Consider the following 13,401-nt stretch of genomic DNA (forward strand, 5'->3'; position numbering starts at 1 on the left):
ATGGCAGAATCTTCTTCAATAGACATAAAAGACGGCGCCAATTACGCGCCGCTTGGTAAATCGGAAAAAGTCGTTGCACCTGAGGAATTCGGCTTTTCGGTCGCCTGGCTGGATCACGGCCATATTTATGGGCAGACCAATGGCCTGTTGCAGGCCGGCGGAACGCTTCGCTATGTGTACGATCCGGATCCCAAAAAGCTGGCGGCCTTCTGCGAAAAGTATCCCCAAGCCAAGGTGGCTGACAGCTTTGATCAGATACTGGCCGATGACAAAACGTTATTGGTGGCATCCGCAGCGATCCCCAATGTGCGGGCGGACATTGGCGTTCAGGTGATGCAGGCCGGAAAGGATTACTTTACCGACAAGGCGCCGTTCACCACCCTGGAGCAGCTCGATCGGGTCAAACAGGTGGTGGCGCAAACGGAGCGCAAGTATGCGGTGTACTACGCCGAGCGGTTACACAATGAAGCGGCCTGGGCGGCGGGAGAACTGATTGCCGAAGGGGCGATTGGTCGGGTACTTCAGGTCATCAATCTCGCACCCCATCGATTGTCCAAGGCGACCCGCCCCGACTGGTTTTTTGATAAGAATCAGTATGGCGGCATTCTGACGGATATCGGTTCACACCAGGTGGAGCAGTTTTTGACCTATGCAGGTGTCACAGAGGCAAGCATCAATTTTGCGCGGGCCTGTAATCTGAACAATGCCGACAAACCCGAGCTGGAAGATTTCGGTGAGATGTCCATGACGGGGGACAATGGTGCGTCCTTCTATACCCGGGTTGATTGGTTTACCAGCGATGGACAGGCGACCTGGGGTGATGGCCGCACCTTTATTCTCGGTACCGAAGGGAATATTGAGTGTCGTAAATACAACGACGTGGCAAGACAGGCGCCGGCATCAAAGGTGTTTTTGACCAATGCTCAGGGTGAGCGGGAAATTGACTGTCTGGGGCAGTCGAGTTTCCCGTATTTTGGTCAGCTGATTCTGGATTGTCTGCACCGGACCGAGACTGCCATGAGTCAGGCGCATGTGTTCAAGGCCGCCGAGTTGAGTCTGAAAGCGCAGGAGATGGCGGATGAAGGTCGTCGGGTTACGCTGCGCTAACCCGACCTACCAGAAGGTCCGGCACCGAGCGATCCCGTAGGTCGGGTTAGCGCAGCGTAACCCGACGACCAGCTCGGAAGTCCAGCGATCCTGTAGGTCGGGTTAGCGCAGCGTAACCCGACAGACCCCAGAGGGACTTTTCTGAAGCACAAAAAAACGGCGCCGAAGCGCCGTATCAAAACCGCAGAAAGGGTCTGCTGAAACTTACTCGTTGGCAGGCTTGCCAATGGTGGCGAGAATGCCGCCGTCCACGTAGACGATCTGACCGGTCACAAAGTTGCTCGCCTTGGAGGACAGGAATACCGCGGCGCCCTGCAGGTCATCCGGGTCGCCCCATTTGCCCGCCGGAGTGCGGCTGATGATGAATTCGTTGAGCGGGTTGCCTTCCACCCGGATCGGGGCGGTCTGGCTGGTGGCGAAGTAGCCGGGGCCAATGCCGTTGACCTGCACATTGTGGCGCGCCCATTCGGTGGCCATGTTACGGGTGAGCATTTTCAGGCCACCCTTGGCGGCGGCGTAGGCGCCGACAGAGTCGCGGCCCAGCTCGCTCATCATGGAGCAGATGTTGATGATCTTGCCCTGCTTGCGCTCGACCATTTTGCGGGCGACCGGACGGGTCATAGTGAACACGCCCACCAGGTCGGTATCGATCACCTGCTGGAACTCTTCCACGGGCATTTCGAGCATGGGAACACGCTTGATGATACCGGCGTTGTTCACCAGGATATCGATTGGGCCGACTTCTTTCTCGATCTTGTCGACCGCCGCAATCACCTGATCTTCTTTGGTGACGTCGAACTTGTACCCAAAAGCCTTGTAGCCCTCGGCTTCATACTCGGCCACGGCCTTGTCGATCTTCTCTTGGGAGGAGTGACCGTTGACCACAATGGTAGCACCGGCGCTGCCCAGGCCCTTGGCCATGGCCATGCCGATACCGTGAGTGGCGCCGGTAACCAGCGCCACTTTGCCTGTCAGATCAAACAGGGGATGATGACTCATAAAGAAGCTCCTTACTTCAGTTCGTGTGGCTGGTGGAAGTCCATGTCGGTGTAGTCGAGGTTTTCACCGGCCATGCCCCAGATGAACGTATAGTTTGCGGTGCCCACGCCGGAGTGCATGGACCAGGGCGGAGAGACCACCGCCTGTTCGTTGTGGATCCACATATGGCGTGTTTCTTCTTTCGGGCCCATGAAGTGGCACACGGCCTGATCTTCGGGCACATTGAAGTAGAAGTAGGCTTCCATACGGCGGCTGTGAGTGTGCACCGGCATGGTGTTCCAGATGCTGCCCGGCTGCAGTTCGGTCATGCCCATCTGTAACTGGCAAGTCTCGACCACGCCGTTGATCAGCAACTGGTTGATGCGTCGCTCATTGCAGGTCTCCGAGGAACCCAGCTCCAGCACTTTTGCGTCGTTCATGCCGACCTTTTTGGTGGGGTAGGCGTGGTGCGCCGGTGCGGAGTTCATATAGAACTTGGCCGGGTTCTTCGGGTCAGCACTGCGGAAAGTGACTTCCTTGACACCGCGACCGATGTAGATGGCGTTCTTGAACTCCATCTCATGCTCGGTGCCGTCGACAGTGATAAAGCCCTTGCCGCCGACATTGATGGCGCCCAGTTCACGCCGATCCAGGAAGTGGTCGGCTTTCTGCTGGTAAACCGGCTCCAGGCTCAGGGTCTGGTTCACCGGCTTGGCGCCGCCCACCATGATGCGCTCGTAGTGGGTATAGGTGAACAGCACTTCGTCATCGGCAAAAATCTTTTCGATCAGAAAGTGCTTGCGCAACTTCTCGGTGTCGTAGTGCTTGAAGTCGTCCTGATGGACGGCAAAGCGTTCTTCAATAATCTTCATAAAACCTCTCTCGCTATAGCGCTTTCTTTGCAGGGTACCAGTCTGTTACTGGTCCTTCAGCAGTCGGTGCATTTCGATGCCGGCAAGGATAAACGGTCCGGTGCCTTTCGGGTCGTTTTCCCACACCGGCTCGCTCATGTAGTAGTGATAGCTGCCATCCCGGCCAAAACCCAGTCCCGCGACCAGACAGATGTTGGTCATGCTGATCTTGCCATCCTCATGGACGGTGACAAACTCATTGATCAGACCATCGTAGGCTTTCCGGGCAACCGGAAGGAAGCTGTCATCCAGGTAGCCCATGCGTATGGCCTTGGCGTAGAAGTAGGCGAACATGGCGGTCGCACTGGACTCCCGGTAGTTACCCGGTGCCTCTGGCTGATCCATGATCTGCCACCAGGTGCCGGTGGGGTCCTGGTACTTCTGCAGATCCACGGCGATTTCCTGGATCATATCAATGATCGGTTGGCGCAGCTCGGTTTCTTCTTCCGGAATAAAGTCGAGCACATCGACGGTGGCCATGGTGAGCCAGCCAAAACCGCGTCCCCAGAAGTGCTCGGACAGGCCTGTTTCGGGATCGGCCCAGTCCTGCTGCTTCTTTTCGTCCCAGGCATGGTAGTACAGCCCGGTTTCGGGATCGCGCAGCTCTTCGCGGGTGATTTCAAACTCCTTGACCACCTCGGACCAGCTCTCGTGTTGCTGCTCACCCTCTTCAAAAAGCCGGGCGTAATGGGCCATGAACGGCATGGCCATGTAAACGCCGTCCAGCCATACCTGCCAAGGATAGCGCTCCTTGTGCCAGAAGGCACCACCGCTGGTGCGGGGGTGTTTATGCAGGTGCTCACGCAGCTGATCGGCGGCGAGTTTGAAGCGCTCTTCTCCGGTCTGTTCCCACAAGCGTAGGACGCCCACACCGGGCTTGACGTTATCCACACTGAAGTTGGTCATTTTATAGCGGGCAATCTCACCATCTTCGCCAATAAAGCTGCCGGTCACATGGGGCAGAACTTTGGCGTAACGCTCCGCCGGTGCCACTTCGTTGAGTTCGTCATAGGCCATCGGCAGCAGGCCGATGATGTCGTATTCAAACTTGGGCGGACGCTCGCGGTTGGTGTCCCAGCCGTCCACATGGTACTTCATGGTTTTGCGATCCAGCTCGGAGTCGGCCAGGCGCTTGCTCCAGTTCAGCGCCGCCTCGGCGTCCGCAGGTGCACTTTTCTGTTCCTGGCTGTGAGCGGTGGTGAGCCGCTCGCGCGGTGCCAGGGTCAGGCGTTCGGCCTCGCCTTCAAGGTATTCGACAAACGCCTCACGAGTGGTAATGCCGTCCAGCTCGTGCTGCCAGGCCGCCAGAAAGTAGTAGTCCACATCGTCGCCCGCCGCGTCGAGTACGGTCACGTAGTTGTGGTCGTCTTCGGTCTGCTCCTCGCGGTCGGATTTGCGGAACAGCAGGGCCATGCCCAAATAGTCGTCTTCACCGCTCAGGCTCTGTTTGCCCCAACTGGCCACATAGGTGTAGGCCTTGCCGGTAATGTCCACTTCACCTTCAATCAGCTCAGTGTCCGGGTGCTTGACGATACCGGTGGTCAGGTTGTCCAGCTCGTCGCTCAGTTCCAGGTCGACGTGCACCAGGCGGCTGCCAGCGGTCATGGACAGTTGGGCGGTCAGATCAACCCTGGTGTCGGCCACCTGCCAGCCTTTGTAGTGGATACTGAATGAAGAATAGAGGTCGCCGTTATCCAGAATCCTGGCATCCCACCCGTCCACTTCGGAAACGCGGTGTACTTGCTCGCCGTCCCAGTATCCGTAGCCGCCGACGCCCAGGGCATCGCCGACCTTGAGAATGTCCATGCCCCAGTCGGCCGGCTCGTGGTAGGAGTCGTAGCCGTCCTGACCGACATCCTGCAGAACCATGTCGTGGGTTTTCTTGCCGAAAATATCGAAGCCGTTGCGCCAGTCGAGGTAGACCCGATAACCCACCCGGTCCGACTCGATGCCGGGGCCCTCGTAGCGGATATAGTAGGAGTGATCAGAGTGCTCTTCCGGCGGCGTCAGGCGGTCGACATTTTCAAACTCGCCGCCGACATACTCGTACATGCCTTCACGGTTTTCATCGGAATGGGGCTGCCATTCGCCGCCGACCCTATGGGAAATTTCCGCCTGTGTGCGCTTGGCCACCGCCGGCGCCTGACTGGCGAGCCCGCGATCAATAATCAGTTCAATGTGGCCTGCCGCGGGGAGATTGACCAGCGTGAGCAGGCCGTCTTTCTGTCCATCGCCGTCACGATCAATGAGCTGCGTGGCGACAGGAGTCCCGTTTACGGTGGCACCGAGTTCGCTGCTCAGGGCGTCCTGATGCGTCAATCCGAGCTCGTCAAAGCTGACATAAAAGGGTTCATCGCTGAGGGCGCGGCTCAGGGCGTTGGACAACTGGACCTGGGCGACCGGGGCCGCCTGGGCCTGTGTTGGCTCGGGGCTCGGCGTTTTCGGTTCGGTGGTGGGGGACTCCTGGCTGCAGCCAGCCAGCGCGGCCGCCGCTACCAATAGCGTGCCGGAAAGCGGTGGGTATTTCAGCATAGTTATCACCTTTCTGGTCTCTCTTTTTGAATGTGCTTTTAGTTATTGGCCGGATTTCGCCCGTCTCTTGTCGGGAACTGAAGCTCGAGTCGGGGTGTTCCGTGGAAGGGGGTCTGTCCCTGATCCGGATGCCCGATAACCGGTTGATCCGGGCACGACCTCACCCGCCAGCGGTTGTACCGCTGGCGGGGTCTTGGCCTTATTGGTTGATGTCCCCAAAGATCGGCTCTGGTGGCCTTTGATTTCGGGGGTGCTCGAAACCGACACTGCTTGCAGGTTGGTTGCCGAGCGATTGGAGCGGTCTCTCTCACCGTGTATATACCGGTCGGTATATACATTTGCCCCACTTCTCTCCCTCTTGCCTCTTTACATCGTCGCACGAGAGGCTCGAGCACCCGGTCATTGGATGTTTTTGGGTTGCTCGATACCGCTGGCATTCAGACTCTTCCGGATTGGCCGCACGCAGAACGGAAAATACGAACGGTTCGTGATAACGGTCTGTCGTTAGAGTCTTGCAATTTCCTCTGCGGAAATGCGTATGCCGTTATGCAGTGGATTCATTCTGGTACGGCCCGACGGGAAAATCAAGGCCGCAGAACAATTTTTTTCCTTTAATCTGCATTATTTTAGTTTGACTATTTCGGTATTTCTTATGTAAACGGTTGCATATAATTTTATTTGTATCTGTAATCGTTTACATTTTGCGTGAACTTCGGAATGAGACGGTTTCATGGCTTTGATGGCGGGTCTTTCACAAAAAAATTAACGGATGAGCTTGCTCCTAACGCAATGTGTATGACAGCGATGTCAATTGGGATGAGCCGCCCCTTTTGAGCAAATGACAACGCTGTCAGATTGCGTTTTCCGAAATTTTTCCAGGCGGGACTTCTCCGTTGAGTGCGTCTGATGGTTGCGGTGTCCGCTTTGTCGGTGCTAAATTTGATCCCGGTATTGACCGAATACCATTGCCGATTTTTCAGGCGCCGCAAGGCGCCTGTTTTTTTCTGTATCTGAAAAAGAGTCCCGAACAACAAAAAGCCCTGGCCCAGCATGGTCCGCGGCGCGGGAAATTGGCAGGCCGGTCTGGCGGATTCAGGCGGGCTGTTTACCACCGAACGGTTTCTGTTCTGCCAGGTGAGAGTGGCGTCAGAGACTCCAATCTTTGGGTGATCATTATTTTGGCGAACATCATTCATCTGCACGAGCGCGATAATGTTGGCGTGTGTAAAGGGGCTATTCCGGCGGGTACGGCGCTGATTGAACCCGAGTTGACGCTGCTCGACGATATTCCGGCCATGCATAAAGTCGCGCTGGTGGATATCCCGGAAGGACAGCCTATATTGAAATACGGCCAGGTGATCGGCTTTGCCTCCGGGGCCATCAAGGCCGGTCAGCATGTACACAGCCATAACTGCAAAATGGGTGAGGCGGAAAAAGACTATGGTTTTTGCCGCAACGCCAGGCCAACGGATTTTGTGCCCGAGAGTGAGCGCGCCACGTTCCGGGGCTATCGGCGCGCCAATGGCAAGGTCGGGACTCGCAACTACATCGGTATCCTGACCACCGTGAATTGCTCTGCGACGGTCGCCAAGGCCATCGCCCAGCACTTTACCTTCTCCGGCGAGCTGGACGATTACCCGAATATTGATGGCGTCGTGGCCTTCACCCACGAAACCGGCTGCGGTATGCGCTCCGATGGTGAAGGGTATGAAACCCTGCGACGCACCTTTGACGGTTATGCTCGTCACCCCAACTTCGGCGGCATTCTCATGGTTGGACTCGGCTGCGAAACCATGCAGGTGCGCCGGGTAATGGAAGAAAGCGGCCTGGGGGATACCGATACCTTTCAGGCGTACACCATTCAGGATGTCGGCGGTACCCGCAAGGCGATTGAGCGCGGTATCGAGGTGCTGCGCGGCATGTTGACCGGGGTGAATCAGCACACCCGCGAAACTGTTCCGGCCAGCGAGTTGACTCTGGCGGTCCAGTGCGGCGGTTCAGATGCTTTTTCCGGTATTACCGCCAACCCCGCGCTGGGCGCGGCGGGGGATATTCTGATCCGTCACGGCGGCACCGTCATCTACTCGGAGACGCCGGAAATTTTCGGCGCCGAGCACTTGCTGACCCAGCGCGCCAGGACGCCCGAGCTCGCCCAAAAGTTGCTCGATCGCATTGAGTGGTGGCAGGATTATACGGCGCGCAACGATTTTGAACTGGACAACAACCCCTCTCCCGGCAACAAAGCCGGCGGTTTGACCACCATCATGGAAAAGTCTCTGGGGGCTCAGGCCAAGAGTGGCTCCACCGAAATGGTGGGTGTGTACCTGTACGGGGAAGAGGTGAAAGAAAAGGGGCTGGTGTTCATGGATAGCCCCGGGTTTGACCCTGTGTCGGTTACCGGGCAGGTTGCCTCGGGCGCCAACGTGGTATGCTTTACCACCGGTCGCGGTTCCGCATTTGGTTTCAAGCCCGCGCCGAGTCTGAAGCTGGCCAGCAATTCCGAGCTGTATCAGCGGATGCAGGAAGACATTGATATCAATTGCGGTGGTATTCTGGATGGTGAGAAAACCCTGCAGGAATGCGCCGAAGAAATCTTCCGGGTCGTACTCGCGACGGCCTCGGGAGAGCTGACCCAGAGCGAGAAACTCGGGTACGGTGATAATGAGTTCAACCCCTGGAAAATAGGGGCCGTGGTGTAGGAGATCAATCCGGGGGTCCAAAGGGCACCCACAGAACGCGGATCAACGGAGGAGAGCGCCCCGGGAGGTGAGAGACCCGGTGTGTTCTCCGCGCAGGACCAAGGCGATATAACGCCGGCTGACGCACTCCGTTGACTCCAGACAACAAAAAACGAGGCCCTGATACCCTCAGGCGCCCGTTGATTAGGACATCATTCCGTCTAATCCCCACCTTTTGCGGGAAAAGCGGCTATGTTTAATGGTGTCTATCACTTGAGGGAGACGTTTCATGAAAATAGCGATACCCAAAGAGCGTCGCGAGCACGAGCGGCGTGTGGCCGCAACACCCGAGACGGTCAAGAAACTGATTGCACTCGGTGCCGAGGTGGCGGTGGAGGCGGGCGCGGGCCTGTCCAGCCGCATCACCGATGCGGCCTACGAGGCGGCCGGTGCCACTCTGGTCAACGACTTGAGCACGCTGCTCGGCGATGCCGATGTGGTGTTCAAGGTCCAGCGCCCCCTGCTGGGCGAAGGCGATCAGCCCGATGAGCTGTCCCCCATGAAGAAAGGGGCACTCCTGATCGCAGGTCTGTCCCCCTATGCTGAACCCGACGCGATCAAACGTTATGCCGAGGCCGGTGTGACCGCCATCGCCATGGAGTTTGTGCCCCGTATCACCCGTGCCCAGAGCATGGATATCCTCAGTTCTCAAAGCAACCTCGCCGGTTACCGTGCGGTATTGGAGGCGGCTTACGTCTACGACCGTGCGATGCCCATGATGATGACCGCCGCCGGGACCATCGCCCCGGCCCGGGTGATGGTGCTCGGGGCCGGTGTGGCTGGTCTGCAGGCCATCGCCACCGCCAAGCGCCTGGGCGCCATCGTCTCGGCCACCGACGTTCGCCCCGTCGCCAAAGAGCAGGTGGAAAGCCTGGGCGGCAAGTTTGTGATGGTCGAGAGCGACGAGACCAAAGAGGCGGAAACCGCCGGTGGTTACGCCAAGGAAATGAGCGAAGACTACAAGCGCAAACAGGCGGAGTTGGTGGCGGAAACCCTGAAGAAGCAGGACATCGCCATCTGCACCGCGCTGATCCCCGGCCGCAAGGCCCCCATCCTGATCAACGACGAGATGGTGCACAGCATGCGCCCGGGGTCGGTGATTGTGGATCTGGCGGCAGAGCAGGGCGGCAACTGTACCCTGTCCAGGCCTGGAGAGGTGGTGGATGTGAACGGTGTGTCGATCATTGGCCACTACAACATCCCCAGTCGACTCTCCGCCGACGCCAGTTCGTTGTTCGCCAAGAACCTGCTCAACTACCTGACGCCCCTGATCGACGCCGAGAGCAAGACGCTCAACGTTGACTGGGACGATGAAATTGTCGCCGCCTCGGTACTGACGCGCGACGGTCAGGTGGTTCACTCCGCTTTCCAGTCCGAACAATAAGGGGGCCGTCATGGAAGCCAATTTCATTCAGCAGTTATCCATTTTCGTGCTGGCGATTTTCGTCGGCTACTACGTCGTCTGGAGTGTCACCCCGGCACTGCACACCCCGCTGATGGCTGTCACCAACGCCATCTCCAGTGTGATCATTGTGGGCGCGTTGATCGCCGCCGGCCCCGAGAGCATGAGCCTGTCCAAAGCCCTGGGCTTTGTGGCCATGACGCTGGCCGCGATCAATATCTTCGGTGGCTTTACCGTCACCCAACGCATGCTCGCCATGTACAAGAAGAAAAAGTAACCGGGGGAACTTATGACTGAACTACACGCGAATCTGACCTCGCTGGCCTATCTGGTCGCGGCGGTCCTGTTTATCATGGCCCTGCGCGGCCTGTCCTCGCCGGAAACCTCACGGACCGGCAACATCTGCGGCATGCTCGGTATGCTGATTGCGGTGGTGACCACCGTGTTCAGCCCGGAAGTGCAATCCTACGAATGGATTGTGGCGGCCCTGGTACTGGGCGCGGTGATCGGTATCACCATCGCCCGGCGCATCGCCATGACTGCGATGCCGCAACTGGTGGCGGCTTTTCACAGCCTGGTGGGTATGGCCGCCGTGTTGGTCGCCGGAGCGGCTTTTACCAATCCAGGCGCGTTTGATCTGGTGGGCTCCACCGGCGACATTTTTATCGCCAGTCGCGTTGAGATGGCCCTGGGCGTCGTGATCGGTGCCATCACCTTTTCCGGGTCCGTGATTGCCTTCACCAAACTGCAGGGCCTGGTCTCTGGCGCGCCGGTGTCTTTTGGTGGCCAGCATTTTCTGAACGCATTGCTGGGTCTGGTGATTCTCGGGTTGATCGTCTACTTCTGCATCGATCAGCAGCCCTGGATTTTCTGGACCATGACCGCCCTGGCGTTCATCATCGGCGTGCTGATCATCATCCCCATCGGTGGTGCCGACATGCCGGTGGTGGTCTCCATGCTCAACTCCTATTCCGGCTGGGCGGCGGCGGGTATCGGTTTTACCCTGAAGAACGATGCTCTGATCGTCACCGGCGCTCTGGTGGGGTCTTCGGGCGCGATTCTGTCCTACATCATGTGTAAAGGCATGAACCGTTCCTTCTTCAATGTGATTCTCGGTGGCTTTGGTGGCGATTCGTCCGCTGGTGGTCCCGCGGGCGCGGCGGATGATCGTCCGGTCAAGCAGGGCAGCGCGGAAGATGCGGCCTTCATCATGAAAAACGCCGGCTCGGTCATCATCGTGCCTGGCTACGGTATGGCGGTTGCCCAGGCTCAGCACGCGCTGCGTGAAATGTGCGATGAGCTGAAGGAGGCGGGTGTGACGATCAAGTATGCGATTCATCCGGTGGCGGGTCGTATGCCCGGTCACATGAACGTATTGCTGGCGGAAGCGAATGTACCTTATGACGAGGTGTTCGAGCTGGAGGATATCAACAGCGAGTTCCAGACTACAGACGTCGCCTTTGTGATCGGCGCCAACGATGTGACCAACCCGGCGGCGAAGACTGATCCGGCGAGCCCGATTTACGGTATGCCGATTCTGGATGTGGAGAAGGCGAAGACGGTACTGTTCGTCAAGCGCGGTATGTCGGCGGGTTATGCCGGAGTGCAGAATGAGTTGTTCTACAAGGACAACACCATGATGCTGTTCGGTGACGCCAAGAAAATGGTTGAGACGATTCTTCGTAACCTTGACTAAGTTGGGTGGTCTTTCGGTTTCGGGGGTGGGTGCGGGGCATACCGGTTCAAGACACGCCGTACATACATCCCTGTAGGCTCGGATCGCGGGTCCCCCGCTCTACGGTCTTGAACCGGTATGCCCCGCACCCGCGTACCGATTGGTAGAGGTAACGACTTAAGTGGCTGCGATAACCTCTCAGTGTTGTGACGTTAAAGAACATACAATGACGAAAGGTTTCTGCCCAAGTGAGGGCTGCCATGGGGTACACCGTTTCGGGACCGTAGAGCGGGGGACCCGCGATCCGAGCCCCCAGGGGCCGCTCCTTGGCATCCATGCCATCGCGGCATTAGTGAATCCGTTCACGTCATGGGTTTACGGCGTGTCCCGAAACGGTGTACCCCATGGCAGCCCGGATTCGAAGCTCCCAAGTTCAAAACACCGAAGTCAAGGACGGTCAGTATCCAAAATTGGCAAGCAAGGTTTAATTGAGAGAGGGTAGGCTGCCCTGTATCATGGTCAGCCCGACAATAAGAGAGAAGGTCATTATGCAATCAAACCAACCAAACACCTGGCGGCGGATGCTCGGTTGCATCGCCGTTGCCATCGGCCTGGCCGGTTGTGACGCCGTGGTGGACGACACCGTCTACATGAAAATGGGGCATGACCTCGATCGAAGCACGCCCGTGCACAAAGCCATGGTCCACATGGCCGACCGGTTGCATGAACTGTCGGACGGAAGCGTTCAGCTTGAAGTCTATTCCAATGGCCAGCTCGGTTCCGAACGGGAGCTGATTGAACTGCTCCAGATCGGCAGCCTGGCCATGACCAAAGTCTCCGCCAGTCCGATGGAAAGCTTCGTGCCGGAAATGAAAGTGTTCAGCCTGCCTTACGTATTCAGGGATCACGAACACTTCTGGGAGTTTCTCGACAGCGAGGCCGGTATCAGAATGCTCCAGTCCGGTGCCAGTGTCGGACTGCGGGGCCTGGGTTACTACGATGCGGGCAGTCGTAGCTTTTACACCGTTGGCAAACAAGTACATAGTCCGGAAGACCTGGCCGGTATGAAAATCCGTGTTCAGGAAAGCCAGACCTCAATGGCGATGGTCAGCGCCCTGGGTGGATCGCCCACGCCCGTCTCCTGGGGTGAACTGTACACCGCCCTGTCTCAGGGAGTGGTTGACGGGGCGGAGAACAACCCCCCCAGTTTCTTCCTCTCCAAACACTACGAAGTTGCCAAATTCTACTCGCTCAACGAGCACACCTATGTGCCGGATGTTGTGTTGATCAGTAACTACGTCTGGAACTCGCTGGATGAACAACAGCAGGCCTGGTTGCAGCAGGCAATGGATGAGTCGGTGATCTACCAGAAAAAACTTTGGGCCGAAGCGACCGAACACGCGCTGGAGGAAGTGCAGAAAGCCGGTGTGGAAGTGGTATACCCGGACAAGACGCCGTTTATGGAGCGTGTCGAACCCATGCATGAAGCGTTGCGCGGTGAACCCGTGTACGAGCTTCTGCAGCAGATCAAATCCATGTGAGCGCGGAGACGAGACCCATGAACAGAGTAATGAGAATGATTGATCGCGCCCTCGCCTGGGTGTTGATGGTACTGATGGCGGTGATGGTGATTGACGTCACCTGGCAGGTGGTCACCCGCTTTGTTCTGTCCGAGCCCAGCTCCGTGACTGAGGAGCTGGCTCGCTTTCTGTTGATCTGGATCGGGCTTTTGGGGGCCGCTTACGCTTTTCGCGTACGCGCGCATCTGGGGCTGGATATCATCACTTCCAGCCTGCCTCGCGAGGCTCAGGTAAAAACCGAAATATTGATCAACGTGCTGTGTTTTGCATTCGCCGCGAGCGTGATGGTGGTCGGCGGTTTCAAGCTGATGATGCTGACTCTGGATCTGAATCAGATTTCGCCAGCCCTGCAGATTCCGATGGGGTATATCTACAGCGTTGTCCCCATCAGTGGAATACTGATCTGTCTGTTCGCCATTGATCACATTCGATTGCGCGAAATTCCGGGTGCCAATGAAGACCTGCCCATCGATTAACG

At 57.6% G+C, this 13,401-nt stretch carries 11 protein-coding genes; 7 read left to right on the forward strand and 4 right to left on the reverse strand.

Translation table 11 applies throughout. The annotated features are described in order from the left end of the window. Positions 1 to 1,107, forward strand: a complete 1,107-nt coding sequence (locus OOT55_RS15870) for a Gfo/Idh/MocA family protein (protein ID WP_265366816.1) — start codon at positions 1 to 3, stop codon at positions 1,105 to 1,107. Between the two features lie 204 nt (positions 1,108 to 1,311). Here the strand turns inward: OOT55_RS15870 and OOT55_RS15875 are convergent, their stop codons facing one another. From OOT55_RS15875 to OOT55_RS15890, 4 genes are all read right to left on the reverse strand, one after another. Further along, entirely contained in the window at positions 1,312 to 2,106 is a 795-nt protein-coding gene (locus OOT55_RS15875) for a gluconate 5-dehydrogenase (protein ID WP_265366817.1), read from the reverse strand. Between the two features lie 11 nt (positions 2,107 to 2,117). Then, positions 2,118 to 2,957 carry a 5-dehydro-4-deoxy-D-glucuronate isomerase gene (gene kduI / locus OOT55_RS15880; RefSeq protein WP_265366818.1) on the reverse strand — a complete coding sequence of 280 codons (840 nt, stop codon included), beginning with the start codon at positions 2,955 to 2,957 and terminating at the stop codon, positions 2,118 to 2,120. A 45-nt stretch (positions 2,958 to 3,002) separates the two neighbouring features. Beyond that, positions 3,003 to 5,528, reverse strand: a complete 2,526-nt coding sequence (locus OOT55_RS15885) for a glycoside hydrolase family 88 protein (RefSeq protein WP_265366819.1) — start codon at positions 5,526 to 5,528, stop codon at positions 3,003 to 3,005. A gap of 728 nt (positions 5,529 to 6,256) precedes the next feature. Then, complete coding sequence (locus tag OOT55_RS15890) at positions 6,257 to 6,724, reverse strand: hypothetical protein (RefSeq protein ID WP_265366820.1); 468 nt, start codon at positions 6,722 to 6,724, stop codon at positions 6,257 to 6,259. Here OOT55_RS15890 and OOT55_RS15895 point away from each other — a divergent pair. The 6 genes from OOT55_RS15895 (at position 6,707) to OOT55_RS15920 (ending at position 13,399) form a co-directional block, all read left to right on the forward strand. Continuing rightward, positions 6,707 to 8,227 (forward strand): UxaA family hydrolase, encoded by a 1,521-nt coding sequence (locus OOT55_RS15895; RefSeq protein WP_265366821.1) that lies wholly within the window; start codon positions 6,707 to 6,709, stop codon positions 8,225 to 8,227. The genes OOT55_RS15890 and OOT55_RS15895 overlap by 18 nt on opposite strands. 268 nt (positions 8,228 to 8,495) lie before the next feature. Continuing rightward, on the forward strand, positions 8,496 to 9,650 hold the full coding sequence (locus OOT55_RS15900) for a Re/Si-specific NAD(P)(+) transhydrogenase subunit alpha (protein ID WP_265366822.1): 1,155 nt from the start codon (positions 8,496 to 8,498) through the stop codon (positions 9,648 to 9,650). A gap of 10 nt (positions 9,651 to 9,660) precedes the next feature. Next, positions 9,661 to 9,945: an NAD(P) transhydrogenase subunit alpha gene (locus OOT55_RS15905; protein WP_024462101.1), complete on the forward strand. Its 285-nt coding sequence runs from the start codon at positions 9,661 to 9,663 to the stop codon at positions 9,943 to 9,945. Positions 9,946 to 9,957: 12 nt separating this feature from the next. Further along, the gene (locus OOT55_RS15910; RefSeq protein WP_265366823.1) at positions 9,958 to 11,364 is read left to right on the forward strand and encodes an NAD(P)(+) transhydrogenase (Re/Si-specific) subunit beta; all 1,407 of its coding nucleotides are present in this window, start codon (positions 9,958 to 9,960) and stop codon (positions 11,362 to 11,364) included. 560 nt (positions 11,365 to 11,924) lie between these two features. Beyond that, positions 11,925 to 12,884: a TRAP transporter substrate-binding protein gene (locus tag OOT55_RS15915; protein WP_416141008.1), complete on the forward strand. Its 960-nt coding sequence runs from the start codon at positions 11,925 to 11,927 to the stop codon at positions 12,882 to 12,884. A gap of 17 nt (positions 12,885 to 12,901) precedes the next feature. Further along, a complete protein-coding gene (locus OOT55_RS15920) occupies positions 12,902 to 13,399 on the forward strand; it encodes a TRAP transporter small permease (protein WP_416140964.1) in 498 nt (165 codons plus the stop codon). Positions 13,400 to 13,401: the final 2 nt, after the last annotated feature.

The sequence above is a fragment of the Marinimicrobium sp. C6131 genome, from assembly GCF_026153455.1.
In the GTDB taxonomy this organism is placed as follows: domain Bacteria; phylum Pseudomonadota; class Gammaproteobacteria; order Pseudomonadales; family Cellvibrionaceae; genus Marinimicrobium.

What these genes read in the sequence shown, in the direction of transcription:
- OOT55_RS15870 (WP_265366816.1), top strand. Translation starts at nt 1, where the DNA reads ATGGCAGAATCTTCTTCAATAGACATAAAAGACGGCGCCAATTACGCG.
- OOT55_RS15875 (WP_265366817.1), bottom strand. Translation starts at nt 2,106, where the DNA reads ATGAGTCATCATCCCCTGTTTGATCTGACAGGCAAAGTGGCGCTGGTT.
- kduI (WP_265366818.1), bottom strand. Translation starts at nt 2,957, where the DNA reads ATGAAGATTATTGAAGAACGCTTTGCCGTCCATCAGGACGACTTCAAG.
- OOT55_RS15885 (WP_265366819.1), bottom strand. Translation starts at nt 5,528, where the DNA reads ATGCTGAAATACCCACCGCTTTCCGGCACGCTATTGGTAGCGGCGGCC.
- OOT55_RS15890 (WP_265366820.1), bottom strand. Translation starts at nt 6,724, where the DNA reads ATGAATGATGTTCGCCAAAATAATGATCACCCAAAGATTGGAGTCTCT.
- OOT55_RS15900 (WP_265366822.1), top strand. Translation starts at nt 8,496, where the DNA reads ATGAAAATAGCGATACCCAAAGAGCGTCGCGAGCACGAGCGGCGTGTG.
- OOT55_RS15905 (WP_024462101.1), top strand. Translation starts at nt 9,661, where the DNA reads ATGGAAGCCAATTTCATTCAGCAGTTATCCATTTTCGTGCTGGCGATT.
- OOT55_RS15910 (WP_265366823.1), top strand. Translation starts at nt 9,958, where the DNA reads ATGACTGAACTACACGCGAATCTGACCTCGCTGGCCTATCTGGTCGCG.
- OOT55_RS15915 (WP_416141008.1), top strand. Translation starts at nt 11,925, where the DNA reads ATGCTCGGTTGCATCGCCGTTGCCATCGGCCTGGCCGGTTGTGACGCC.
- OOT55_RS15920 (WP_416140964.1), top strand. Translation starts at nt 12,902, where the DNA reads ATGAACAGAGTAATGAGAATGATTGATCGCGCCCTCGCCTGGGTGTTG.